This window comes from Achromobacter sp. EG18 (assembly GCF_059759395.1).
The window spans coordinates 5794159-5819200 of sequence record NZ_CM186213.1; the positions used below are offsets into that span (position 1 = coordinate 5794159).

Annotated in this window: 21 protein-coding genes; 19 read left to right on the forward strand and 2 right to left on the reverse strand. The window is 65.2% G+C overall.

Features of this window, described 5'->3' with window-relative positions; all coding sequences use genetic code 11:
• The first annotated feature begins 230 nt into the window (after positions 1–230).
• From AC6CR5_RS26730 to AC6CR5_RS26810, 17 genes are all read left to right on the forward strand, one after another.
• Positions 231–1358 carry a porin gene (locus AC6CR5_RS26730; RefSeq protein ID WP_047992181.1) on the forward strand — a complete coding sequence of 376 codons (1128 nt, stop codon included), beginning with the start codon at positions 231–233 and terminating at the stop codon, positions 1356–1358.
• A gap of 420 nt (positions 1359–1778) precedes the next feature.
• Positions 1779–2138 (forward strand): NADH-quinone oxidoreductase subunit A, encoded by a 360-nt coding sequence (locus AC6CR5_RS26735; RefSeq protein WP_006217959.1) that lies wholly within the window; start codon positions 1779–1781, stop codon positions 2136–2138.
• Between the two features lie 42 nt (positions 2139–2180).
• Positions 2181–2657, forward strand: a complete 477-nt coding sequence (locus AC6CR5_RS26740; protein ID WP_006217960.1) for a NuoB/complex I 20 kDa subunit family protein — start codon at positions 2181–2183, stop codon at positions 2655–2657.
• An 82-nt stretch (positions 2658–2739) separates the two neighbouring features.
• The gene (locus tag AC6CR5_RS26745; RefSeq protein ID WP_026382607.1) at positions 2740–3366 is read left to right on the forward strand and encodes an NADH-quinone oxidoreductase subunit C; all 627 of its coding nucleotides are present in this window, start codon (positions 2740–2742) and stop codon (positions 3364–3366) included.
• 3 nt (positions 3367–3369) lie between these two features.
• Complete coding sequence (locus AC6CR5_RS26750) at positions 3370–4626, forward strand: NADH-quinone oxidoreductase subunit D (RefSeq protein WP_498085076.1); 1257 nt, start codon at positions 3370–3372, stop codon at positions 4624–4626.
• Positions 4627–4672: 46 nt separating this feature from the next.
• Positions 4673–5167, forward strand: a complete 495-nt coding sequence (nuoE, locus tag AC6CR5_RS26755) for an NADH-quinone oxidoreductase subunit NuoE (protein ID WP_006389212.1) — start codon at positions 4673–4675, stop codon at positions 5165–5167.
• A complete protein-coding gene (gene nuoF, locus AC6CR5_RS26760; RefSeq protein WP_026382606.1) occupies positions 5164–6531 on the forward strand; it encodes an NADH-quinone oxidoreductase subunit NuoF in 1368 nt (455 codons plus the stop codon). Before nuoE ends, nuoF begins: the two co-directional genes overlap by 4 nt.
• Positions 6532–6546: 15 nt before the next feature.
• The gene (nuoG, locus tag AC6CR5_RS26765; RefSeq protein ID WP_437263039.1) at positions 6547–8874 is read left to right on the forward strand and encodes an NADH-quinone oxidoreductase subunit NuoG; all 2328 of its coding nucleotides are present in this window, start codon (positions 6547–6549) and stop codon (positions 8872–8874) included.
• Complete coding sequence (gene nuoH / locus AC6CR5_RS26770) at positions 8874–9947, forward strand: NADH-quinone oxidoreductase subunit NuoH (RefSeq protein WP_006389215.1); 1074 nt, start codon at positions 8874–8876, stop codon at positions 9945–9947. The genes nuoG and nuoH overlap by 1 nt, the downstream gene beginning before the upstream one ends.
• A 21-nt stretch (positions 9948–9968) precedes the next feature.
• A complete protein-coding gene (gene nuoI, locus AC6CR5_RS26775; RefSeq protein ID WP_006389216.1) occupies positions 9969–10457 on the forward strand; it encodes an NADH-quinone oxidoreductase subunit NuoI in 489 nt (162 codons plus the stop codon).
• A 17-nt stretch (positions 10458–10474) separates the two neighbouring features.
• Positions 10475–11116 (forward strand): NADH-quinone oxidoreductase subunit J, encoded by a 642-nt coding sequence (locus AC6CR5_RS26780; RefSeq protein WP_054445381.1) that lies wholly within the window; start codon positions 10475–10477, stop codon positions 11114–11116.
• Complete coding sequence (nuoK, locus tag AC6CR5_RS26785; RefSeq protein WP_006217969.1) at positions 11113–11421, forward strand: NADH-quinone oxidoreductase subunit NuoK; 309 nt, start codon at positions 11113–11115, stop codon at positions 11419–11421. Before AC6CR5_RS26780 ends, nuoK begins: the two co-directional genes overlap by 4 nt.
• A 17-nt stretch (positions 11422–11438) precedes the next feature.
• Positions 11439–13460 (forward strand): NADH-quinone oxidoreductase subunit L, encoded by a 2022-nt coding sequence (nuoL, locus tag AC6CR5_RS26790; protein WP_054445382.1) that lies wholly within the window; start codon positions 11439–11441, stop codon positions 13458–13460.
• Complete coding sequence (locus AC6CR5_RS26795; RefSeq protein ID WP_026382603.1) at positions 13457–14959, forward strand: NADH-quinone oxidoreductase subunit M; 1503 nt, start codon at positions 13457–13459, stop codon at positions 14957–14959. The genes nuoL and AC6CR5_RS26795 overlap by 4 nt, the downstream gene beginning before the upstream one ends.
• 9 nt (positions 14960–14968) lie before the next feature.
• Positions 14969–16453: an NADH-quinone oxidoreductase subunit NuoN gene (nuoN, locus tag AC6CR5_RS26800; protein WP_006389222.1), complete on the forward strand. Its 1485-nt coding sequence runs from the start codon at positions 14969–14971 to the stop codon at positions 16451–16453.
• 12 nt (positions 16454–16465) lie between these two features.
• Positions 16466–16795, forward strand: a complete 330-nt coding sequence (locus AC6CR5_RS26805; protein WP_024068076.1) for a DUF2818 family protein — start codon at positions 16466–16468, stop codon at positions 16793–16795.
• Positions 16796–17012: 217 nt separating this feature from the next.
• Positions 17013–19247, forward strand: a complete 2235-nt coding sequence (locus AC6CR5_RS26810; RefSeq protein WP_437257660.1) for a TonB-dependent receptor — start codon at positions 17013–17015, stop codon at positions 19245–19247.
• A 61-nt stretch (positions 19248–19308) separates the two neighbouring features.
• On the opposite strand, the gene serB is transcribed toward AC6CR5_RS26810, so the two are convergent.
• Together serB and mfd are read right to left on the reverse strand one after the other, a co-directional pair.
• The gene (gene serB, locus AC6CR5_RS26815) at positions 19309–20166 is read right to left on the reverse strand and encodes a phosphoserine phosphatase SerB (RefSeq protein WP_006389225.1); all 858 of its coding nucleotides are present in this window, start codon (positions 20164–20166) and stop codon (positions 19309–19311) included.
• A 23-nt stretch (positions 20167–20189) separates the two neighbouring features.
• Positions 20190–23672, reverse strand: coding sequence for a transcription-repair coupling factor (gene mfd, locus AC6CR5_RS26820; protein WP_448684718.1), 3483 nt, complete (start codon positions 23670–23672; stop codon positions 20190–20192).
• 29 nt (positions 23673–23701) lie between these two features.
• On the opposite strand from mfd, the gene ispD reads away from it, so the two are divergent.
• Together ispD and ispF are read left to right on the forward strand one after the other, a co-directional pair.
• A complete protein-coding gene (ispD, locus tag AC6CR5_RS26825) occupies positions 23702–24385 on the forward strand; it encodes a 2-C-methyl-D-erythritol 4-phosphate cytidylyltransferase (RefSeq protein WP_269878642.1) in 684 nt (227 codons plus the stop codon).
• Entirely contained in the window at positions 24382–24867 is a 486-nt protein-coding gene (gene ispF, locus AC6CR5_RS26830) for a 2-C-methyl-D-erythritol 2,4-cyclodiphosphate synthase (RefSeq protein WP_047992188.1), read from the forward strand. Before ispD ends, ispF begins: the two co-directional genes overlap by 4 nt.
• Positions 24868–25042 lie beyond the last annotated feature (175 nt).

A 25042-nucleotide genomic window follows, 5' to 3' on the forward strand; every position in this document is an offset into this window, starting at 1 on the left:
GTGAATACGTGATCGTTTGCAAAATTCAGGGTTAGCCCTAGCGGGATTGGTCTGATGTTGCAATATCCCAACAAGGCTGTCGCAAACCTGCACTTTTATGGTGTCTACCATAGCCAGCCCCCCTGATTTTTGATGCAATAGCGTCAACTTCCCTTCGCGGAGTTAGGGGGGCGGCAGGCTGGTTTGCTGGATTGCTGCTCTTGTCACTCAAATCAACGGAGATTTCTTAAATGAAAAAGACTCTGCTCGCTGCCGCCCTGCTCGCCGGTTTCGCCGGTGTCGCCCAGGCAGAAACGTCTGTCACCCTGTACGGCATCATCGACACGGGTATCGGCTACAACAAGATCAGCGGTGCTGGCGATGCCAACGGCAGCCGTATCGGCATGATCAACGGCGTTCAGAACGGTTCGCGTTGGGGCCTGCGTGGTTCGGAAGATCTGGGTGACGGCCTGCGCGCTGTTTTCCAACTGGAATCGGGTTTCAACTCGGGTAACGGCAACTCCGCTCAAGACGGTCGTCTGTTCGGTCGCCAAGCCACCGTCGGTCTGGCCAGCGACAGCTGGGGCCAACTGGACTTCGGTCGTCAAACCAACATCGCCTCGAAGTACTTCGGTTCGATCGATCCGTTCGGCGCCGGCTTCAACGTCGCCAACATCGGCACCGGCATGAGCGCTGCCAACACCGCTCGCTACGACAACATGGTCATGTACCAAACCCCGTCGTTCAGCGGCTTCCAGTTCGGCGTTGGCTACTCGTTCTCGGCTGACGATCGCAACACTGCCCGTACCGGCTTCCGTACTGCCGACAACGTCCGCGCCATCACGACCGGCCTGCGTTACGTCAACGGTCCGCTGAACGTGGCTCTGTCCTACGACCAGCTGAAGGCTGCCAACACGCAGGCTCAAGGCGAAGTCGACGCCACCCCGCGTTCGTACATGATCGGCGGCAGCTACGACTTCGAAGTCGTGAAGCTGGCTCTGGCCTACGCTCGCACGACCGACGGCTGGTTCACCACGTCGAACCCGGCCGGTGCTTCGGGCACGCTGGCCAACGGCAACGACCTGGGCTTCACCAACAACGCCTTCGCTGATGGCTTCAAGGCCAACTCGTACATGCTGGGTCTGTCGGCCCCGATCGGCGGTGCTTCGAGCCTGTTCGGTTCGTGGCAGCGTGTCGATCCGTCGAACGACAAGCTGACGGGCGACGATTCCACGATGAACGTGTACTCGCTGGGCTACACCTACGACCTGTCCAAGCGTACCAACCTGTACGCCTACGGTTCGTACTCGAAGAACTACGCCTTCAACGATGGCGTCAAGGCGACCGCCGTCGGCGTCGGCCTGCGTCACCGCTTCTAATCGAAAGCAGGGCGCAAGTCCTGCCTCGATTCTTAGTGCATGAGCGGGCTTCGGCCCGTTCATATGAAGCCACCCTCCGGGGTGGCTTTTTTTATGTCCGAAATGTCTGCTTTTTTAAGCGACGGGTCCGCGCGCATGGCGGTGCGTGCGGGCGGGTGTCGTGTGTCGTCGCAAGGTGTGCGCGATCAGCGGCGAAGGGGGTGCGAATGGCGTCGCGCCTGGCCGCTGTGCGGGCGTTTTATCGTGCTGGCGGCGCGGGCGTGGCGCGATTGCGGTAAGCTGTTTGCTTCCCGTCAAAGATTGCGATTGTTCCACTGGAGAAATGCAGTCTTTCACCCGCTGTTCACGCTACAGAGTTCAGCCGGAAGTAACCGCGCGAATGCTACAATCCTAAGGTTTGCGCATTTGACGGACGCCTGAATGAACCTGCAACAGTATTTCCCCGTCCTGCTGTTTATCGTAGTGGCCACCCTTATCGGGTTCGCGCTTCTGACGGCCGGCTCCCTCCTTGGCCCGCGGCGTCCCTACGCCGAGAAGCTATCCCCTTATGAGTGCGGCTTCGAAGCGTTCGAAGACGCGCGCATGAAGTTTGACGTGCGCTACTACCTGGTGGCGATTCTGTTCATTCTTTTCGACCTGGAAATCGCGTTCCTGTTCCCGTGGGCCATCGCCCAAGGTACGGTCGGGCTCGTCGGTTTCTGGACGGTCATGGTTTTCCTCGCCGTGTTGACCGTCGGCTTCATCTACGAATGGAAAAAGGGCGCGCTGGACTGGGAATGACCCGCCGGGTTATTTCATCACCGCACGCTATCAGAGACGAATATGGCTATAGACGGCATTCTCAAGCAAGGGTTCATCACAACCAGCGCCGACAAGTTCCTTAACTGGGCGAAAACCGGCTCCATGTGGCCCATGACCTTCGGCCTGGCCTGTTGCGCGGTCGAGATGATGCACGCGGGCGCGGCCCGCTACGACCTGGACCAGTTCGGCATCATCTTCCGCCCCAGCCCGCGCCAGTCCGACCTGATGATCGTCGCCGGCACGCTGTGCAACAAGATGGCGCCGGCGCTGCGCAAGGTCTACGACCAGATGCCCGAACCGCGTTGGGTGGTGTCGATGGGCTCCTGTGCCAACGGTGGCGGTTACTACCACTACTCGTATTCCGTGGTGCGCGGCTGCGATCGCATCGTACCGGTAGACGTCTACGTGCCGGGCTGCCCGCCCACGGCCGAGGCGCTGGTCTACGGCTTGCTGCAGATGCAGAACAAGATCCGCCTGACCAACACGATTGCGCGCTGAGTTTGCGCTCCGGTCCGCGGCCGCCGCAAACGCCGCCGCAGGACCCCGCGAAACAGCGTATCGGTTCACCTAAGCGTACAAGATGATGACCAGGCTCGAAACCCTGAAAAACAATTTGCAGACCACCCTCGGCGCGGACATCGCGCTGACCGAGGCGCTGGGCGAGCTGACGCTCGAAGTGCCCGCGGATCAGTGGTTCTCCGTCTGCAACAAGCTGCGCACCGAAGCCGGCCTGCGCTTCGAAATCTGTATCGACCTCTGTGGCGTCGATTACCTGACCTGGGGCAACGGCACGCGCCAGCTGCCCGAGGAAGCCAACGCCAAGGTGCATCGCGCGCGCTTCGCCGTGGTCGCGCACCTGCTGTCGGTCGAGAACAACTGGCGCCTGCGCGTGCGCACCTGGGCGCCGGACGACGAATTCCCGATGGTCGCCTCGCTGATGGAATGCTGGCCGGCCGTGGGCTGGTTCGAGCGCGAGGCGTTCGACCTGTACGGCATCGTCTTCGAAGGCCACCCGGACCTGCGCCGCATCCTGACCGACTACGGCTTCATCGGCCACCCGTTCCGCAAGGACTTCCCGCTCTCCGGCACCGTCGAAATGCGCTACGACCCGGAACAGAAGCGCGTCATTTACCAGCCCGTCACGATCGACCCGCGCGAGATTACGCCGCGCGTGGTGCGCGAAGACACCTACGGCTTGGGACGTTGAATCATGGCAGAAATCAAGAACTACACGCTCAACTTCGGCCCGCAGCACCCGGCCGCCCACGGCGTGCTGCGCCTGGTGCTCGAGCTGGACGGCGAAGTCATCCAGCGCGCCGACCCGCACATCGGCTTGCTGCACCGCGCCACTGAAAAGCTGGCCGAGCACAAGACCTACATCCAGGCGCTGCCCTACATGGACCGCCTGGACTACGTGTCCATGATGTGCAACGAGCACGCCTACGTCATGGCCATCGAGAAGCTGCTGGGCGTCGAAGCCCCGCTGCGCGCGCAATACATCCGCGTGATGTTCGACGAGATCACGCGTCTCTTGAACCACCTGATGTCGCTGGGTTCGCACGCGCTCGACGTGGGCGCCATGGCGGTGTTCCTGTACGCCTTCCGTGAACGCGAAGACCTGATGGACTGCTACGAAGCGGTCTCGGGCGCGCGCATGCACGCGGCCTACTATCGTCCGGGCGGCGTCTACCGCGACCTGCCGGACACCATGCCGCAGTACGGCGAGACCAGCAAATACCGTGGCGAGAAGGAAGTGCGCGTCATGAACGACGCGCGTTCGGGCTCGCTGCTGGACTTCATTGAAGACTTCACCAACCGCTTCCCCGCCTGCGTCGACGAGTACGAAACCCTGCTCACCGACAACCGTATCTGGAAGCAGCGCCTGGTCGGCATCGGCGTGGTCGATCCCGACCGCGCCAAGGCGCTGGGCTTCACCGGCCCGATGCTGCGTGGCTCGGGCGTTGCCTGGGACCTGCGCAAGATGCAGCCCTACGAAGTCTACGACCTGCTCGATTTCGACATCCCCATCGGCGTCAACGGCGACTGCTACGACCGCTACCTGGTCCGCATCGCCGAAATGCGCGAGAGCAACCGCATCATCCGCCAGTGCGTGGAATGGCTGCGCAACAACCCGGGCCCGGTCATGATCGAGAACCACAAGATCGCCCCGCCCAAGCGCACCGCCATGAAGACCAACATGGAAGAGCTGATCCACCACTTCAAGCTCTTCACGGAAGGTTTCCACGTGCCCCCGGGCGAAGCGTTCGCCTCGGTGGAGCATCCCAAGGGCGAGTTCGGCATCTACCTGGTGTCGGACGGCGCCAACAAGCCGTACCGCCTGAAGATTCGGGCCCCCGGCTTTGCCCACCTGCAATCGCTGGACGAAATGTCGCGCGGTCACATGATCGCCGACGCCGTCACCATCATTGGTACGCAGGACATCGTTTTCGGCGAGATCGATCGCTGATCCGCCAGACAGTCACGAGCACGCCCGCATAACCCGGATTCAAACTATGCTGCTTTCCGAACAGGCCTACCAGAAAATCGACCGAGAACTCGCCAAGTTCCCGGCCGACCAGCGGCAGTCCGCCATCATGGCCTCTCTTGCCATCGCGCAGGAAGAGAAGGGCTGGTTGGCTACCGACATCATCGAAGATGTAGCGAACTACATCGGCGTTCCGCCCATCGCGGTGCAGGAAGTCGCCACCTTCTACAACATGTTCGACGTCAAGCCCGTCGGCAAGACCAAGATCGCGGTCTGCACCAACCTGCCCTGTGCCTTGCGCGACGGCGAACGCGCCGGCGACTACCTCAAGCGCAAGCTGGGCGTGGACTACCGCGAAACCACCGCCGACGGCCAGTTCACCCTGGTCGAGGGCGAGTGCATGGGCGCCTGCGGCGATTCCCCCGTGCTGATCGTGAACAACAAGCATATGTGCGTGCGCATGACCGAAGAGAAGCTGGACGCGCTGGTCGCGGCCCTCAAGGCGCAAGGAGAGTCGGCATGAACGCGCCGGACATCTACAAGCAGTTCGCGCAGGGCCTGGAGCCCAACCCGCTGAACGACCTGTCCAACTCGATGTGCCTGCACGGCCGTCACATCAAGCCGCAGATTCTGGCCGACGTCGACGGCGCCAACTGGCGCCTGGCCGACTACGTCAAGCGCGGCGGCTACGAAGCCCTGCGCAAGATCCTCACCACCGGAATGAAGCCGGAAGACGTGATCGCCGAAGTCAAGGCGTCGGGGCTGCGCGGCCGTGGCGGCGCGGGCTTCCCGACCGGCCTGAAGTGGAGCTTCATGCCGCGCGCCTTCCCGGGCCAGAAATACCTCGTCTGCAATTCGGACGAAGGCGAACCGGGCACGTTCAAGGATCGCGACATCCTGCGCTTCAATCCGCACATCGTGATCGAAGGCATGGCGATCGCCGCCTACGCGATGGGCATCAGCGTCGGCTACAACTACATCCACGGTGAAATCTTCGAAGTCTACGAGCGCTTCGAAGAGGCCCTGGAAGAAGCGCGCGCCGCCGGTTTCCTGGGCGACAGGATCCTGGGTTCGGAATTCAACTTCCAGCTGCACGCGTTCCACGGCTACGGCGCCTACATCTGTGGCGAGGAAACCGCGCTGCTGGAATCGCTGGAAGGCAAGAAGGGCCAGCCGCGCTTCAAGCCGCCGTTCCCGGCCAGCTTCGGCCTGTACGGCAAGCCCACCACCATCAACAACACCGAAACCTTCGCGGCGGTGCCCTGGATCATCCGCAACAGCGGCCAGGCCTACCTCGAAGTCGGCAAACCCAACAACGGCGGCACCAAGCTGTTCTCGATCACCGGCGACGTCGAGCGTCCCGGCAACTACGAGATCCCGCTGGGCACCCCGTTCTCGACCCTGCTGGAACTGGCGGGCGGCATGCGCGGCGGCAAGAAGCTCAAGGCCGTGATCCCGGGCGGTTCGAGCGCCCCGGTGCTGCCGGCCGACATCATGATGGAAACCACGATGGACTACGACGCCATCGCCAAGGCGGGTTCCATGCTGGGTTCGGGCGCCGTGATCGTCATGGACGAGACGCGCTGCATGGTCAAGTCGCTGCTGCGCCTGTCGTATTTCTATTTCGAGGAAAGCTGCGGCCAGTGCACGCCGTGCCGCGAAGGCACCGGCTGGCTGTACCGCATGGTGCACCGCATCGAAAACGGCCACGGCCGTCCGGAAGATCTGGACATGCTGGACAACGTGGCCGGCAACATCATGGGCCGCACCATCTGCGCCCTGGGTGACGCCGCCGCCATGCCCGTGCGTGGCTTCCTCAAGCATTTTCGCGACGAATTCGCGCACCACATCGAGCACAAGTCGTGTGTGGTTCCGCAATATCTGTAGGTCTCAGGAACAGCAATGGTTGAACTAACCGTCGACGGCAATACGGTAGAAGTGCCCGAGGGCAGCATGGTGATGCATGCGGCCCAGAAAGTCGGGCTTTACGTGCCGCATTTCTGCTACCACAAAAAACTGTCCATCGCGGCCAACTGCCGCATGTGCCTGGTCGAAGTGGAAAAGGCGCCCAAGGCGCTGCCCGCCTGCGCCACCCCCGTGACGAACGGCATGGTCGTGCACACCTGCTCCGAGAAGGCTCGTGCCGCTCAGAAGTCGGTGATGGAATTCTTGCTCATCAATCACCCGCTCGACTGCCCGATCTGCGATCAGGGCGGCGAATGCCAGCTGCAGGACCTGGCCGTGGGCTACGGCGGCTCTTCCTCGCGTTACCAGGAAGAAAAGCGCGTGGTGTTCCACAAGGACCTGGGCCCGCTGGTTTCCGCCGAGGAAATGAGCCGCTGCATCCACTGCACCCGCTGCGTGCGCTTCGGCCAGGAAATCGCCGGCGTCATGGAACTGGGCATGCTGGGCCGTGGCGAGCACTCAGAGATCACCTCGTTCGTGGGCCGCTCGATCGAGTCCGAGCTCTCGGGCAACATGATCGACATCTGTCCGGTGGGCGCGCTGACCTCCAAGCCCTTCCGCTACAGCGCCCGAACCTGGGAACTGGCCCGTCGCCGTTCGGTCAGCCCGCACGACAGCCTGGGCGCCAACCTGGTGGTCCAGGTCAAGGGCGACCGCGTGATGCGCGTGGTGCCGTTCGAAGACGAAGCCATCAACGAATGCTGGATCAGCGACCGCGACCGCTTCTCGTATGAAGGCCTGAACAGCGAAGACCGCCTGGCCGCGCCGATGATCAAGGGCGCCGACGGCAAGTGGCAGGAAGCCTCCTGGGCTGACGCCCTGGCTGCCGTGGCCCAGGGCCTGTCGCGCGTGCGTGACAGCTTCGGCGCCGGCCAGATCGGCGCCCTGGCGTCGGAATACGCCACCACCGAGGAATACGCGTTGCTGGGCCGCCTGGTCCGCGCGCTGGGTTCCGAGAACATCGACTTCCGCCTGCGCCAGACCGACCCGGCGTTCGACGCCGCGCTGACCGGCGCGCCGTGGCTGGGCATGCCCATCGCCGAACTCGACAACCTGGACCGCGTCCTGGTGGTTGGCTCGTTCCTGCGCAAGGACCACCCGCTGATGGCCCAGCGCCTGCGCCAGGCCGCCAAGCGCGGCACGCAGATCCTGATGGTCGACAGCGCCGCCGACGATCCCCTGATGCCGGTCGCCGGCCGCCTCACCGTGGCCCCGTCCGAGCTGCCGCGCGCCCTGGCCGAAGTGGCCGTGGCCCTGGCGCAAGCCAAGCAAGCCGCGGTGCCGGCCGAGTTCGCCTCGGTCACCCCGGGCGAGAACGCCAAGATCATCGCCGCCAGCCTGGCGTCGGGCGCCAACACCGCCGTGCTGATGGGCAACCTGGTCGTGGCCAGCGCCCAGGCCTCGACCCTGGCCGCCAACGGCCGCGCCGTGGCCGACCTGGCCGGCGGCAAGTTCGGCTTCCTGACCTCCGGCGGCAACACCGTCGGCGGTTACCTGGCCGGCGCCATCCCGGGCAAGGGCGGCAAGAACGCCGCCGCCATGCTGGCCGAGCCGCTCAAGGCCTACGTGGTGCTGCACGCCGAGCCGCTGCTGGATGCCGACAACGGCCAGCAGGCCATCGCCGCGCTGCGCGGCGCGCAGTTCGCCGTGGCCCTGACGCCTTACCGTTCGGCCGCCGCCGAATGGGCCGACGTCATGCTGCCGGTGGCGCCGTTCACCGAGACCTCGGGCACGTTCGTCAACGCCCAGGGCCTGGCCCAGAGCTTCAAGGGCACGGTCGCGCCGTTCGGCCAGACCCGTCCGGCCTGGAAGGTCCTGCGCGTGCTGGGCAACGTCCTGCACCTGGCCGGCTTCGATGACGAAACCTCCGAGTCCGTGCGCGATGCCGCGCTGGCCGGTGGCGTCGAAGGCCGCCTGTCCAACGACATCAAGGCGCCGCTGGGCCTGGGCCAGCCCTTGACCGGGCTGGAACGCGTCGCCGACGTGCCGATCTACCGCAGCGACGCCATGGTGCGCCGCTCGGAACCGCTGCAGGCCGCGCCGGCTTCGAAGAGGCCCGCCGCGCGCATGAACGGCAACACGCTCACCAGCCTCGGCCTGACCGCCGGCGTCAAGGTGCGCGTGACGGGCGGGCAGGGCGCTGTCGAGCTCGAAACCGTGCAGGACGACGCCGTGGCGGATCGCGCCGTGCGCATCGCCGCAGCCTTTGAAAATACCGCAGCCCTGGGTGGCGCATTTGGTCAACTCAGCGTGGAGCGTGCCTGATGGAATGGCTCAATGTTCTTGAAAGCCACGGAACGGCATTGCTCGGTCCGACGGTCTGGATGGTTCTCTGGACGATCATCAAGATCGTGGTCATCGCCGTGCCCATCATCCTGTGCGTCGCCTACCTGACGTACTGGGAGCGCAAGATGATCGGCGCCATGCACGTGCGCATGGGCCCGAACCGCGTCGGTTTCAAGGGGCTGCTGCAGCCGTTCGCCGACGTGTTCAAGCTGCTGACCAAGGAAGTCGTGGTCCCCAGCCAGGCCAACAAGGTGCTGTTCGTCGTGGCCCCCGTGGTCACGCTGATGCCGGCCCTGGCCGCCTGGGCGGTGGTGCCGTTCGGCCCCGACGTGGTCCTGGCCAACGTCAACGCCGGCCTGCTGTACATCATGGCCATCACCTCGATCGGCGTGTACGGTGTGATCGTCGCCGGCTGGGCCTCGAACTCCAAGTACGCGTTCCTGGGCGCGCTGCGCGCCTCGGCCCAGATGCTCTCGTACGAACTGGCCATCGGCTTCGTGCTGGTGACGGTGCTGCTGGTGTCCGGCAGCCTGAACATGTCCGAGATCGTGCATGTGCAGAACCGCGGCTGGTTCGCCGACAAGGGCCTGACGTTCCTGTCCTGGAACTGGCTGCCGCTGCTGCCGCTGTTCGTGATCTACGTGATCTCGGCCGTGGCCGAAACCAACCGCCACCCGTTCGACGTGGTGGAAGGCGAATCGGAAATCGTGGCCGGCCACATGGTCGAATACTCGGGCATGGCCTTCGCGCTGTTCTTCCTGGGCGAATACGCCAACATGATCCTGCTGTCGTGCATGGCCTCGATCATGTTCCTGGGGGGCTGGGCTTCGCCGATCGACATCGCGCCGCTGACCTGGATCCCGGGTTGGATCTGGCTCGGTCTCAAGACGTTCGTCGTGGTTTCGTTGTTCGTGTGGTTCCGCGCGTCGTTCCCGCGTTACCGCTACGACCAGATCATGCGTTTGGGTTGGAAGATCTTCATCCCGCTGACCGGTGTTTGGCTGGTCATTGTGGCGATCTGGATGCAGACGCCCTGGAACATTTGGCGCTAAGCCGCCAGGCAGAGGCAGGATATGGAAGCGATCAAAGATTTCTTCGGCAGCTTGATGCTGGCCGAACTGCTCAAGGGCATGCGCCTGACGGGCAAGTATTTCTTCAAGCGCAAGGTGACCTTGCGCTACCCGCAGGAAAAGACGCCGACCTCGGCGCGTTTCCGCGGCCTGCACGCGCTGCGCCGCTACCCCAATGGGGAAGAGCGCTGCATCGCGTGCAAACTGTGTGAAGCCGTGTGCCCCGCGCTGGCCATCACCATCGAGTCGGACCAGCGTGACGACGGCACCCGCCGCACCACGCGCTACGACATCGACCTGACCAAGTGCATTTTCTGCGGCTTCTGTGAGGAAAGCTGCCCCGTGGACTCGATCGTGGAAACGCACATCCACGAATACCACGGCGAAAAGCGCGGCGACCTGTATTTCACCAAAGACATGCTGCTCGCCGTGGGCGACCGCTACGAAGCCGAAATCGCCCGCCGCCGGGCCGAAGACGCTCCCTACCGTTGAGCCCAGGGTCCTGATCCATGACTTTTACCACTGTCCTGTTTTACATACTGGCCGCCGTGCTGGTGATCGCGGCGTTCCGCGTGATCACCGCGCGCAGCCCGGTCACCGCCGTCCTGCACCTGATCCTGGCGTTCGCCAACGCGGCCATGCTGTGGATGCTGCTGGGCGCCGAGTTCCTCGCGCTGCTGCTGGTGCTGGTGTACGTGGGCGCCGTGATGGTGCTGTTCCTGTTCGTCGTCATGATGCTCGACATCCGCATGGATGCGCTGCGCCAGGGCATGAAGACCTACCTGCCGCTGGGCCTGGTGATCGGCCTGGTGATGGTGCTGGAAATGGCCTTCGTGCTGGGTTCGACCTGGTACGGCGCGGGCCCGCAGGCCCCGGTCGCCGGCGACTACAACAACGCCCGCGCCCTCGGTGAAGCGATGTACACGCAGTACATCTACGCCATCGAAGTCGGCGCCGCGCTGCTGCTGGTCGGCATGGTTGCCGCCATCGCGCTGACCCTGCGCCGCCGCCGCGACGTCAAGTACAACGACCCGGTCGCCGCCGTCCGCGTGCGCTCGAAGGACCGCTTCCGCATGGTGAGCATGCCCGCCCAGAGCGAGCGCGCCCAGGCCCAGAACGGCACCGCCGCGCCCCAAGGAGAAAAACAATGACGCTGACGCTGGCCCATTACCTGATCCTGGGGGCGATCCTGTTCGCCATCGGGATCTTCGGCATCTTCCTGAACCGCCGCAACCTGATCATCCTGCTGATGTCCATCGAGCTGGTGCTCCTGGCCGTCAACATGAACTTCGTGGCGTTCTCCAGCTGGTTCGGCGACACCGCCGGCCAGGTGTTCGTGTTCTTCATCCTGACCGTGGCCGCCGCCGAAGCGGCGATCGGCCTGGCCATTTTGGTGCTGCTGTTCCGCAACCTGAACACGATCAACGTTGACGAACTCGATCGCCTGAAGGGCTGACGGGGTATTGGAAGAAAATGTCTAGCTCACCCAATCTCTACCTGCTCATCGCGCTGGCGCCGCTGGCCGGAGCAATCCTCGCGGGCCTTTTCGGCACCGGGTTCCTGGGCCGTCCGATCGGCCGCCGCGCCTCGCACGTCATCACCATCCTGGGCGTGCTCATCTCCGCCATCGGTTCGGTGGTGGTGCTGGGCGACGTGCTCAACGGCCTGCGCTTTGACGGCGCGGTCTACACCTGGAGCCTGATCGGCCAGACCAAGCTGGAAATCGGCTTCCTGATCGATCCGCTGTCGGCCATGATGATGGTCGTGGTGACCTCGGTGTCGCTGATGGTGCACATCTACACCATCGGCTACATGGCCGACGATCCCGGTTACCAGCGCTTCTTCTCGTACATCTCGCTGTTCACGTTCTCCATGCTGATGCTGGTGATGTCGAACAACATGGTGCAGCTGTTCTTCGGCTGGGAAGCGGTGGGCCTGGTGTCGTACCTGCTGATCGGTTTCTGGTACACCCGCCCGACCGCGATCTTCGCCAACATGAAGGCGTTCCTGATCAACCGCGTCGGCGACTTCGGTTTCGTGCTGGGCATCGGCCTGCTGTTCGCCTACGCCGGCACCATGCACTACGGTGAAGTGTTCGCCCAGGCCGACAAGCTGTCCAAGCTGACGCTGCCCGGTTCGGACTGGATGCTGCTGACCGTGGCCTGCATCTGCCTGTTCATCGGCGCCATGGGCAAGTCGGCGCAGGTGCCCCTGCACGCCTGGCTGCCTGACTCGATGGAAGGCCCGACCCCGATCTCCGCGCTGATCCACGCCGCCACCATGGTGACGGCCGGCATCTTCATGGTCGCGCGCTTCTCGCCGTTGTTCGAGCTGTCGGACACCGCGCTGTCGTTCATCATCGTGATCGGCGCCATCGGCGCGCTGTTCCTGGGCATCCTGGGCATCATCCAGAACGACATCAAGCGCGTGGTGGCGTATTCGACGCTGTCGCAGCTGGGCTACATGACCGTCGCGCTGGGCGCCTCGGCCTACTCGGTGGCGATCTTCCACCTGATGACGCACGCGTTCTTCAAGGCGCTGCTGTTCCTGGGCGCGGGCTCGGTCATCATCGGCATGCACCACGACCAGGACATCCGCAACATGGGCGGCCTGCGCAAGTACATGCCCATCACCTGGATCACCTTCCTCTTGGGCACGCTGGCCCTGGTCGGCACGCCGTTCTTCTCGGGTTTCTACTCGAAGGAACACATCATCGAAGCGGCCGGCGCCGCCCACGTCTGGGGCGCCAGCTTCGCCTACTACGCCACGCTGATCGGCGTGTTCGTGACCTCGCTGTACTCGTTCCGCGTGTACTTCCTCGTCTTCCACGGCAAGGAACGCTTCGACACCAGCGACCACGGTCATGGCCACGGCCACGACGCGCACGGCCACGACGACCATGGCCACCACGGCGGCAAGCCGCACGAGTCGCCCTGGGTCGTGACCCTGCCGCTGATCCTGCTGGCGATCCCGTCGGTGCTGATCGGCGCCTGGGCGGTGGATCCGATGCTGTTCGGCAAGTTCTTCAACGGCGTGATCACGGTGCTGCCGCAGCATCCCGCCATGCATGAACTGCATGAAGAATGGCACGGCTGGGTCGCCTTCGGCCTGCACGCCTTCCAGACCCTGCCGTTCTGGCTGGTCGTGGCCGGCGCGGTCATCGCCTGGTACTGCTACCTGATCAACCCGAAGGTCCCGGCCGCGATCAAGTCGAGCCTGTCGGGCGTCAACAAGGTGCTTGAGAACAAGTACTACGTCGACTGGATCAACGAGCAGATCATCGCCCGCGGCCTGCGCTGCCTGGGTCGTGGCCTGTGGCAGACCGGCGACCGCGGCATCATCGACGGCCTGCTGATCAACGGCAGCGCCCGCGTGGTGGGCTGGGTGTCGGCGATCAGCCGCCACCTGCAGTCCGGCTTCATCTATCACTACGCGTTCGCGATGATCATCGGCATCATGGCGCTGGTGACTTTCTTTGTGCTGATTCCCCAATGATGGCAAGCGAGATGGCATCCAACACTTTCCCCTGGCTCACGCTTGCGATCTTTGTCCCGATCGTATTCGGCCTGCTGGTGCTGGCGGTGGGCCGTGACGACCGTCCCGGCCTGACGCGCGGCCTGTCGCTGATCGGCTCGATCGCCGGCTTCCTCGTCACGATCCCGCTGTACGCCGGGTTCGACTCCAAGACGGCTGCCATGCAGTTCGTCGAGAAGACCTCCTGGATCGAAGCCTTCAACGTCAACTACCACCTGGGCGTGGACGGCATTTCGCTGTGGTTCGTGCTCCTGACCGCGTTCATCACCATCATCGTGGTGCTGGCCGGCTGGGAAGTCATCACCAGCCGCGTGTCGCAGTACATGGCCGCCTTCCTGATCCTGTCGGGTCTGATGGTGGGCGTGTTCTGCGCGCTGGACGGCATGCTGTTCTACGTGTTCTTCGAAGCCACGCTGATCCCGATGTATATCATCATCGGCGTCTGGGGCGGACCGAACCGGGTGTACGCGGCCTTCAAGTTCTTCCTCTACACGCTGATGGGCTCGCTGCTGACGCTGGTGGCGTTCATCTACCTGTGGAATGCCTCGGGCGGTTCGTTCGACATCCTAACCTGGCAGCAGACCAAGCTGGGCTACACCCCGCAGATCCTGATCTTCGTGGCGCTGCTGGCGGCCTTCGCCGTCAAGGTGCCGATGTGGCCGGTGCACACCTGGCTGCCGGACGCCCACGTCGAGGCGCCCACGGGCGGCTCCATCGTGCTGGCCGCGATCATGCTGAAGCTGGGCGCCTACGGTTTCCTGCGCTTCTCGCTGCCGATCGCGCCCGACGCCTCGCACAGCTTGGCCGGCCTGATGATCACGCTGTCGCTGATCGCCGTGATCTACATCGGCCTGGTGGCGATCGTGCAGGACGACATGAAGAAGCTGGTGGCCTATTCGTCGGTCGCCCACATGGGCTTCGTCACCCTGGGTTTCTTCATCTTCAACACGGCCGGCGTCGAAGGCGCCATCGTGCAGATGATCTCCCACGGCTTCGTTTCGGGCGCCATGTTCATGTGTATCGGCGTGCTCTATGACCGCATGCACTCGCGCCGCATCGCCGACTACGGCGGCGTGGTCAACGTGATGCCGCGCTTCGCCACGTTCTTCATCCTGTTCTCGATGGCCAACAGCGGCCTGCCGGCCACCAGCGGTTTCGTCGGCGAGTTCATGGTGATCATGGGCGCGGTCGAGCACAACTTCTGGATCGGCCTGCTGGCGGCCACCGCGCTGATCCTGGGCGCTTCGTATTCGCTGTGGATGGTCAAGCGCGTGGTCCTGGGCGACGTCGCCAACGACCACGTGCGCGAGCTGACCGATATCAACCGCCGCGAATTCGTGATTCTTGGCGTGATGGCGATCGCCGTGCTGTACATGGGGATCTATCCCAAGCCCTTCACCGACGTGATGCACGTGTCGGTCGAGGCCCTGCTGCAACACGTTGCCGTCTCGAAACTGTAAGACAAGACAATGATGCAATCCCAAATCGATTTCGCCCTGGCGACACCGGAAATCCTCCTGCTGGTTTTCGGCCTGGCTATCCTGCTCGTCGACGCGGTCAGCAATCACCCCGAGCGCAAGCCGACGTTCCTGCTGACCATGCTGGCGCTGGGCGTGCTGACCGTGGTGTCGGCGCTGCAGTGGAAGAACGGCGTCACGGGTTCGACCTTCAACGGCCTGTACGTCACCGACGAGCTGTCGCACCTGCTCAAGATCGCCTCGTACATCGCGGTGGCGGTCACGCTGGTCTACGGCCGCGTCTACGCCCAGCTGCGCGACATGATGCGCGGCGGCGAACTGTACGTGCTGACGCTGTTCGCCCTGCTGGGCCAAATGGTGATGATCTCGTCGGGCAACCTGATCTCGATCTACCTGGGCCTGGAGCTGATGTCGCTGGCGCTGTACGCGCTGATCGCGCTGCGTCGCGACAACGTCGTCGCCACCGAAGCCGCCATGAAGTACTTCGTGCTGGGCGCGCTGGCCTCGGGCTTCCTGCTGTACGGCATGTCGATGGTCTACGGTGCCACCGGTCACCTGGACTTGGCCGAAGTCTCCAAGGTCATCGCCGCCGGCAAGGCCGAGAAGCTGGCCCTGGTGTTCGGCATCGTCTTCCTGGTTTCGGGCCTGGCGTTCAAGCTCGGCGCCGTGCCGTTCCACATGTGGGTGCCGGACGTCTACCAGGGTTCGCCGACCGCGGTCACGCTGATCCTGGGCGGCGCGCCCAAGCTGGCGGCCTTCGCCATCACGCTGCGCCTGCTGGTCGACGGCCTGCACGGCCTGGCGGCCGACTGGCAGCCGATGCTGATGATCCTGGCGGTGCTGTCGCTGGCCATCGGCAACCTGACCGCCATCGCGCAGACCAACTTCAAGCGCATGCTGGCCTACTCGACCATCTCGCACATGGGCTTCGTGCTGCTGGGCCTGATGTCGGGCTCGGTGGCCGGCAAGCCGGAACTGGCGTCCGCCGCCTACGGCGCGTCGCTGTTCTACATGCTGACCTACGTGCTGACCACGCTGGCCAGCTTCGGCATCGTGCTGCTGCTGTCGCGCCAGGGTTTCGAGTGCGAGCACATCGACGACCTGAAGGGCCTGAACCGCCGCAGCCCGTGGCATGCCGCCATCGTGCTGCTGCTGATGTTCTCCCTGGCCGGCATCCCGCCGCTGGTGGGCTTCTACGCCAAGCTGGCGGTGCTGCAGGCGCTGGTCAGCGCCGGCCACGTCACGCTGGCCGTGATCGCGGTGCTGTTCTCGCTGATCGGCGCGTTCTACTACCTGCGCGTGGTCAAGGTCGTGTACTTCGACGAGCCGGCGGCCGATGCCGCCCCGATGTCGGCCACCTGCGGCCAACGCGGCGTGCTGTCGGTCAACGGCCTGCTGATCCTGGTGCTGGGCCTGTTGCCCGGCGGCCTGATGGCCCTGTGCGTGCAGGCCATCCGCAGCTCGCTCAGCCTGTAAGCGGAACGGGCCATGAACCAGACCCTGGCGGTATGGCTCCTGATTGCGCTGGCCCTGGTCAGCGCGAACCTGCCTTTCCTGACGGAGCGCGTGTTCGCCGTGCTGCCGTGGAAGCAGGGCGGAGCCGAGGCCGTCAAGCCGTTCTGGATGCGCCTGGTCGAAGTACTGGTGTTCTACCTGATCGTGGGCGCCCTGGGCTTCACGTTCGAGTCCGTGCTGGGCAATCGCTTCGCGCAGACCTGGGAGTTCTACGCCATCACGTTGAGCCTGTACCTGGTGCTGGCTTATCCGGGATTCGTGTATCGCTATCTCTTCAAGCGCCATCCCCGCCTGCGGACCTGAACGGCTCGCCACGCCTTCGCAGTACCTGCCAAACGCCCCGCAAGGGGCGTTTTGCTTATGCGTGCCAGCGTTGCCGTCGATTGCCGTTTTCGTGGCGAAATGGCATCACACCGCGCCACTCTCGCGTTACCGCGTCCGATTTCCGGGCATGGCCTGAACTCGATCAGCTTTCCAATACAGAATCGCAACCTGTCATAAACAGGAATGCTTGTCATTCATGTTCTGGAGGTTGATGGTGAAGCACGAAGACTCGTATGCATTGAATACCCTGGCCAGTTCGCTGGCTGCCGCGGTGGCGGTTCCCGCACTGTTCATCAGTCCCTATGCGCTGGCGCAGTCTGGCGCCCATGGCGTCACCCAGCTGGCGCCGGTGGAAGTGGAGGGCGAGGATTCGCCCTACCAGCCCGATGCCGCGCAATCGCCCAAGATGACCGCGCCGCTGCTGGACACGCCGCGTTCGGTGCAGGTGGTGCCCAAGCAGGTCATGTCCGACCAGTCTGCCAGCTCCTTGCAGGACGTGCTGCAGAACTCGCCGGGTATCACCTTCGCTGCTGGCGAAGGCGGGCGCGCCGGCGGCGACCTGCCCGTCATCCGCGGCCAGAATGCCGCCAGCAGCCTGTTCCTGGACGGAATGCGCGATGCCAGCATGCAGGCGCGCGACACCTTCAACCTGGAACAGGTCGAGATCATCAAGGGGCCCGATTCGGTCTATTCGGGCCGCGGCGGTGCGGGCGGCAGCATCAACCTGGTCAGCAAGGCGCCCAAGGCCAAGGATGCCATCGAGGTCACGGGCCAGATCGGCACCGATCGCAACTACCGGGGAAGCGTCGACAGCAACTGGCGGCTGGGCGAAAAATCGGCCTTCCGCCTGAATGTCATGGGCACCAAGGGTGACGTGCCGGGCCGCGACAGGGCGGTGAATTTCGAGCGTTGGGGCGTGGCGCCGTCGCTGATGCTGGGCATGGGCACGCCGACCCGCATCACGCTGAGCTACTACCACTACCAGAACGACAGCATGCCGGACTACTCCATCCCCTACGACCCGCGAGTGGGTCTGCCGGTCACGGAGACCCTGGGAATCAGCCGCAAGAACTTCTACGGCCTGGCCGAACGCGATTTCATGAAGACCCGCGATGGCATGGCCACCGTCGATTTCCAGCACGATTTCTCCGACAAGCTCACGTTGCGCAACGTGGTGCGGTATGGCCGCGAAACCGCCGATTACCTCGCCACCCAGCCCGACCTCACGCGCGCAAACCTGCCCGCGGGGATCGTGGACAGGCCGGCCTACGGCAGGTACTACACCACCAAGGCATTCGCCAACCAGACCGACCTGAGCGGCGAGTTCCTGACCGGCGCCGTCAAGCACGGGTTCGACCTGGGCTTCGAGTACACCAGCGTGAAGCAGACCATGGCCTATACCAACGACCAGGTCCTGTCTTCGGATGGTGTCACCAAATGCCCGGCCGATCTGACGCAGACCTCGCTGCGCAATCCCGATCCGAACGTGGCCTACCCTTGCCGCACCGCCCGCAGCTGGCCGGCTCCCTACGCCACCGACACCCTGGCGCTATACGGCTTCGACACCCTCAAGTTCGACGAACAATGGCAGGCCAGCGTCGGCTTGCGCTGGGACAATTACCGCACCAGCGGCCACGACAAGAAAAAGCAGGGCTATAGCCGCACCGACAATCTGTTCAACTACCAGTTGGGCCTGGCCTACAAGCCCGTGCCCCAAGGCACGATCTATGCGTCCTATGGCACGTCGTCCACGCCGTCCGCGGTGGCGGGTGCCACGGCTTCCGACATCCTCAGGAAAAGCTCGGACGAGGCGGCGGCGCCGGAAAAGAGCCGTTCGGTCGAGGCGGGCGTCAAGTGGCTGGTCCTGGATGAACGCCTGACGCTCACGGGCGCGGTGTTCCAGGATACGCGCAGGAACACCAACATCGAGGTGTTGCCGAACGAATACGAGCAGGCCGGCCAGACCCGCGTGCGCGGCATCGAACTGGGCTTCTCCGGCGCCATCACGCCGGCATGGAACATCTATGGCGGCTATACCTTCCTGGACAGCAAGCTGATCCGGGGCGGACGCAAGGACATCGGCGCCGAGGGCCAGGATCTGCCGAACACGCCGCGCAATGCGTTCAGCCTGTGGTCCACCTACAAGGTGCTGCCTGAACTGACGTTGGGCGGCGGCGCCTACTATGTCGACAAGGTCTACGGCAACGCCGACGCGGGCGTCGATGCCAGCGGCGCTCCCAAGGCGCGCTGGGTGCCGTCGTACTGGCGCTTCGATGCGATGGCCAAGTACAAGTTCAGCTCCCACCTGGCGTTGCAGCTCAATGTCCTGAACGTGTTCGACCAGACTTTCTACACCCGGGCCAGGCCGAAGAACCACGCCGCGCTCGGCACGGGCAGGGCGGCGCTGCTGTCCGTGAGACTGCGCTATTGAGCGGTATGCAGACCGGGCGGCCACCTTGCGGTGGCCGCCCTTCTCTGCGGATCCGCCAAGATCAGCTTTCGAACCAGTTCAGCACGCCGTCCAGGCCCGAGACGTTCAGCGCGTAGCGGGTCTGCTGCCGCACCAGCGGCTTGGCGTGGTAGGCCACCGGGAAGCCGGCGGCGCCCAGCATCTTCAGGTCGTTGGCGCCGTCGCCCATGGCGATGACCTGCTCCTTGGTGGCGCCGTGGGTGCGGGCGAACTCGCGCAGGTAGACGGCCTTGGCGTCGGCGTCCAGGATATCGCCCAGCACGCGGCCGGTCAGCACGCCGTTGTCGATTTCCAGCGTGTTGGCGTGCGCGCTGTCCAGCTTCAGGCGTTCGCGCAGGCGGTCGGTGAAGAAGGTGAAGCCGCCGGACACCAGCAGCACCTTGATGCCGGCGGCCTGGGCGGTGGTGATCAGGCGTTCTGCGCCCGGGTTCAGGCGCAGCTTTTCGGTGTAGACCTGTTCCAGCGCTTCGGCCGGCACGTCCTTGAGCAGCGCCACGCGGCGCCGCAGGCTTTCGGCGAAGTCCTTGATCTCGCCGCGCATCGCGGCTTCGGTGATTTCCGAGACCTTGTCCTTGACGCCGGCCACGCCGGCGATCTCGTCGATGCACTCGATGTTGATGAGCGTCGAGTCCATGTCCATCGCCAGCACCTTGCAGTGCGACAGCTTCAGGCCGGCCGGCACGAAGGCGGTGTCGATGCCATGGCGATCGGCCCACGCCACCACGTCGGCGCGGGTGGCGTCGTCGTGCTGCACGTCGAGCAGGCGCGCGGCCGTGGCGCTGATGCGGGCCACGCCTTGCGCCTGCGCCAGGGCGGCGAGCTGTTCGGCGTGTTCGACGGTCAGGCCGGGGGATTGGACGACGAGGTGATGGATAGTCATAAAAATGCGAAGGTCGGGGCGGGTTACTTCAAGGCGCGCAGCACGGCGCGCACGGCATCGGCGCGAGCCGGGATCTGCGCGGCCTTGATCTCAACCCGCAATTTATCCTGTCCGGCGAGTTTGATGTGGCGTTGCCGCTGCACCAGCTCGATGATTTTCGCCGGATCGACGCTGGTCTTGGGGCCGAACTGCAGCAGCGCCTGGGTTTCGCTGGCGTCGATCTTGACGATGCCCAGCGGTTGCGCGGCCAGGCGCAGGCGGTGCGTGGTCAGCAGCGTCTGCGCCGCTTCGGGCAGCTTGCCGAAGCGGTCGATCAGTTCTTCCTGGATCTGGATCAGGTCGTCCTCGTCGGCGGCGTGGGCCAGGCGCTTGTAGACGCTCAGGCGCGCGTGCACGTCGGCGCAGTAGTCGGACGGCAGCAGCGCCGGCGCATGCAGGTTGACCTCGCAGGCCAGGTTGAAGGGCGCGTCCAGGTCCGGCTCTTCGCCGGCGCGCAGGGCGCGCACCGCTTCGTTGAGCATCTCGTTGTACATCGAGAAGCCGACTTCCTGGATGTTGCCCGACTGCGAATCGCCCAGCACTTCGCCGGTGCCGCGGATCTCCAGGTCGTGCATGGCCAGGTAGAAGCCCGAACCCAGTTCCTCCATGGCCTGGATCGCCTCCAGCCGCTTCTTGGCGTTGCTGGTGATGGCGTCCTCGCCCGGCGTCAGCAGGTAGGCGTAGGCCTGGTGGTGCGAGCGGCCGACGCGGCCGCGCAGCTGGTGCAACTGCGCCAGGCCGAAGCGGTCGGCGCGGTGGATCACGATGGTGTTGGCGCTGGGCACGTCGATGCCGGTCTCGATGATGGTGGTGCACAGCAGCACGTTGTAGCGCTGCTGGTAGAAGCCCTTCATCACCTGTTCCAGGTCGCGCTCGGGCATCTGGCCGTGGGCCACCGCGATGCGGGCCTCGGGCACCAGCTCTTCGAGGCGCGCGCGGCGGTTGTGGATGGTCTCGACCTCGTTGTGCAGGAAGTAGCACTGGCCGCCGCGCTTGAGCTCGCGCAGCAGCGCCTCGCGCAGCGTGCTGCCGTCCTCGCGCCGCACGAAGGTCTTGATCGCCAGCCGCTTCTGCGGCGCGGTGGCGATGACCGAGAAGTCGCGGATGCCTTCGAGCGACATGCCGAGCGTGCGCGGGATCGGCGTGGCGGTCAGGGTGAGCACGTCGACCTCGGCGCGCAGCGCCTTGAGCGCTTCCTTCTGGCGCACGCCGAAGCGGTGTTCCTCGTCGATGATGACCAGCCCGAGGCGCTTGAACTTTACGTCCTTGGACAGGATCTTGTGGGTGCCGATGACGATGTCGACGCGGCCGTCGTTGATGCCCTCGATGGCGGCCGATACTTCCTTGGCCGAGCGGAAGCGCGACAGCTCCACCACCCGCACCGGCCAGTCGGCGAAGCGGTCGGAGAAGGTCTGCGCGTGCTGTTCGGCCAACAGGGTGGTGGGGCAGAGCAGGGCGACCTGCTTGCCGTTGGCCACCGCCAGGAACGCAGCGCGCAGCGCCACCTCGGTCTTGCCGAAGCCGACGTCGCCGCACACCAGGCGGTCCATCGGCCGGCCCGAGGTCATGTCGGCGATCACGGCCTCGATGGCGGCGGCCTGGTCGGCCGTTTCCTCGAAGCCGAAGCCTTCGGCGAAGGCCTGGTAATCGTTCAGCGGCAGGTTGAAGGCGAAGCCCTCGCGCGCGGCGCGCTGGGCGTACAGCGCCAGCAGTTCGGCGGCGGTGTCGCGCACCTGTTTGGCCGCCTTGCGGCGCGCCTTGTCCCACTGGCCCGAGCCGAGCTGGTGCAGCGGCGCGGCTTCCGGATCGGCGCCGCTGTAGCGGGCGATCACGTGCAACTGCGACACCGGCACGTACAGCGTGCTGCCGTTGGCGTATTCGAGATGCAGGAACTCCATCTCGCCTTCGCCCATGTCCATGTTGACCAGGCCGTGGTAGCGGCCGATGCCGTGCTGCGCGTGCACCACCGGGTCCCCGGCCCGCAGTTCGGACAGGTCGCGCACCATCGCTTCGACATTGCTGGCGCGTTCCTGGTCGCGCTTGCCGCGCCGGCTGGTGGCGGCGACGCCGGGATACAGGTCGTTTTCGGTCAGGAACGCCAGCCCGGCCTGCGGCAGCTCGAAGCCGGTGGCCAGGGGCGCGGCGACGATGCCGAAATGGGCGTCGGACGCGAGAAAGGCCTCGATGGTCTCGGGTTGCGCGTCGGGCGTGACGCCGAACTCGTTCAGCATCTGCACCAGCGTCTCGCGCCGGCCCGCCGAATCGGCGCACAGCAGCACGCGGCCATCGTGCCGCCCCACCAGCGCGCGCAGTTTGGCGATCGGGTCTTCGGCGCGGCGCGCGACGCTGACGTCGGGCGCGGCGCGGAAGTCGGGATGCGGCTGGCCGGCGCCCAGCGCCAGGCGGCGGAAATCCTTCAGGCGGGCGTACAGCGCCTGCTCGTCCAGGAACAGCGCGGACGGGGGCAGCACCGGCCGTTCGCGGTCGCTTTTCAGGAAGCCATAGCGGCTGCCGGTGTCCTGGCTGAAGCGCATCATGGCGTCGTCGATGTCGCCGACCGTGACGGTGAGCGTGCCTTCGGCCAGGTAGTCGAACAGCGTGGCCGTCTCGTCGAAGAACAGCGGCAGGTAGTACTCGACCCCGGCGAAGGGGATGCCGTTGCCGATGTCCTTGTAGGGCAGGGCGCGCGAGGGATCGCCTTCGAACACTTCGCGGAAACGCGCGCGGAAGCGGTTGCGCGATTCCTCGTCCATGGGAAATTCGCGCCCCGGCAGCAGTTGCACCTCGCGCACCGGATACAGGCTGCGCTGGGTGTCGACGTCGAAGCTGCGGATGGTCTCGATCTCGTCGTCGAACAGGTCAAGCCGGTAGGGCAGCGCCGATCCCATCGGGAACAGGTCGATCAGGCCGCCGCGCAGACAGAACTCGCCGGGCGCGGTGACCTGGGTGACGTGGTTGTAGTTGGCCAGCGTCAGCTGCGCGCGCAGCGCTGCTTCGTTGAGCTTGTCCTTCTGCTTGAAGGAGAAGGTGTAGGCCGCCAGGAACGACGGCGGCGCCAGCCGGTACAGCGCGGTGGTGACCGGCACCGTGAGCACGTCCACCGTCTTCATCATCAACGAATGCAGGGTATGCAGGCGCTCGGAGATCAGGTCCTGGTGCGGCGAGAAGGCGTCGTACGGCAGGGTTTCCCAGTCGGGCAACTGGCGCACCCGCAGGCCGGGCGCGAACAGCGCGATTTCCTCGGCCAGGCGCTGGGCTTCCAGCGGCTCCGCGGTCAGCACCACCAGCGGCGCGCCGGCCTGCCGAGCCAGGTCGGCCAGCAGCCAGGCATCGCCCGAGCCGGGCGGCCGGGGTTGCGCATAGCGCGTGCCGGGCTTGAGCGCGGCGAGAGTGGGGGCGGTCGCGGGGACGGGCGGCGCTGCCGTGGCGGAGGAGGTGGGAGCGGGCATCAGGCTGGGAGCAGGCATCAAGCGGAAGATTATAAAATCACCGCACCATGTCTGACTCAATCATCGCAATCGTTCCCGCCGCCGGCGTCGGCGCCCGCGCCAGCCACCCCGGCGTCGAGAGCGTGCCCAAGCAATACCGTCCGTTGGCCGGACAGCCCATGCTGCGCCATGCCATTGCGGCGCTGCTGGCTGACGAGCGCGTGTCGCAGGTGCGCGTGGCGGTGACGCCCGGCGATGGCTGGGTCGACCACGCCCTGGCCGGCCTGCCGCGCACCGTCTGGCGCGCCTGCGGCGGCGCGACGCGCGCCGATACGGTGGCCGGCGCCCTGGCCGAGAGCGGCGTGGCCGATGACACGTGGGTGCTGGTGCATGACGCGGCCCGCCCCGGCCTGCCGGCGCCGGCCCTGGCGCGCCTGATCGACGCCTGCCTCGCGGATGCGGTGGGCGGGCTGCTGGCGCTGCCCGTGGCCGATACCGTCAAGGCCGGCCACGACCGGGTCGAGCGCACGCTGGACCGCAACGGCCTGTGGCTGGCGCAGACGCCGCAGATGTTCCGCGCCGGCGTGCTGCGCGATGCGCTGACGGCGGCCGCGGTGAACGGCGTTGCCGTCACCGACGAGGCCTCGGCGATCGAGGCCGCGGGCTATGCGCCGCTGCTGGTGCCCGGCGCCATGCGCAATTTCAAGGTGACCTGGCCGGACGATTTCGAACTGATGGAAAAATGGCTATGAGTATTCCCTTCCGCGTCGGCCAGGGGTTTGACGTGCATGCGCTGGTGGAAGGCCGCCCGCTGATCATCGGCGGCGTGACCATTCCGCACAGCCACGGCCTGCTGGGCCATTCGGATGCCGACGTGCTGCTGCACGCCATCACCGACGCGCTGCTCGGCGCCGCCGGGCTGGGCGACATCGGCCGCCACTTCCCCGATACCGATCCGGCCTTCAAGGGCGCGGATAGCCGCGTGTTGCTGCGCGAGGCCGTGGCGCGCGTGCGCCAGGCTGGCTGGACGCCCGTGAACATCGATGCCACGGTGCATGCCCAGGCGCCCAAGATCGGCCCGCATGCGCCCGCCATGGTCGGCAACATCGCCGCCGATACCGGCCTGGCCGAAACCGAGGTCAACATCAAGGCCAAGACCAACGAAGGCCTGGGATACCTGGGGCGCAAGGAAGGCATCTCCGCGACGGTGGTGGCGCTGCTGGCCCGGGCCTGACCCGCCGCCCCCCGTACCTTGCGGGCATCGATGGCGCGGTGTTTACCGCGCCATTTTTTTCGCGCGCGAGCGTTGTTTTATTCGCACGGATACATGTCCACAACAAATTAACAAACCGCAAAAAAGGGCGAGGACCGCGTAGCTGCTGCGGTTTGGCGTGAATCCCGCGTCGTTT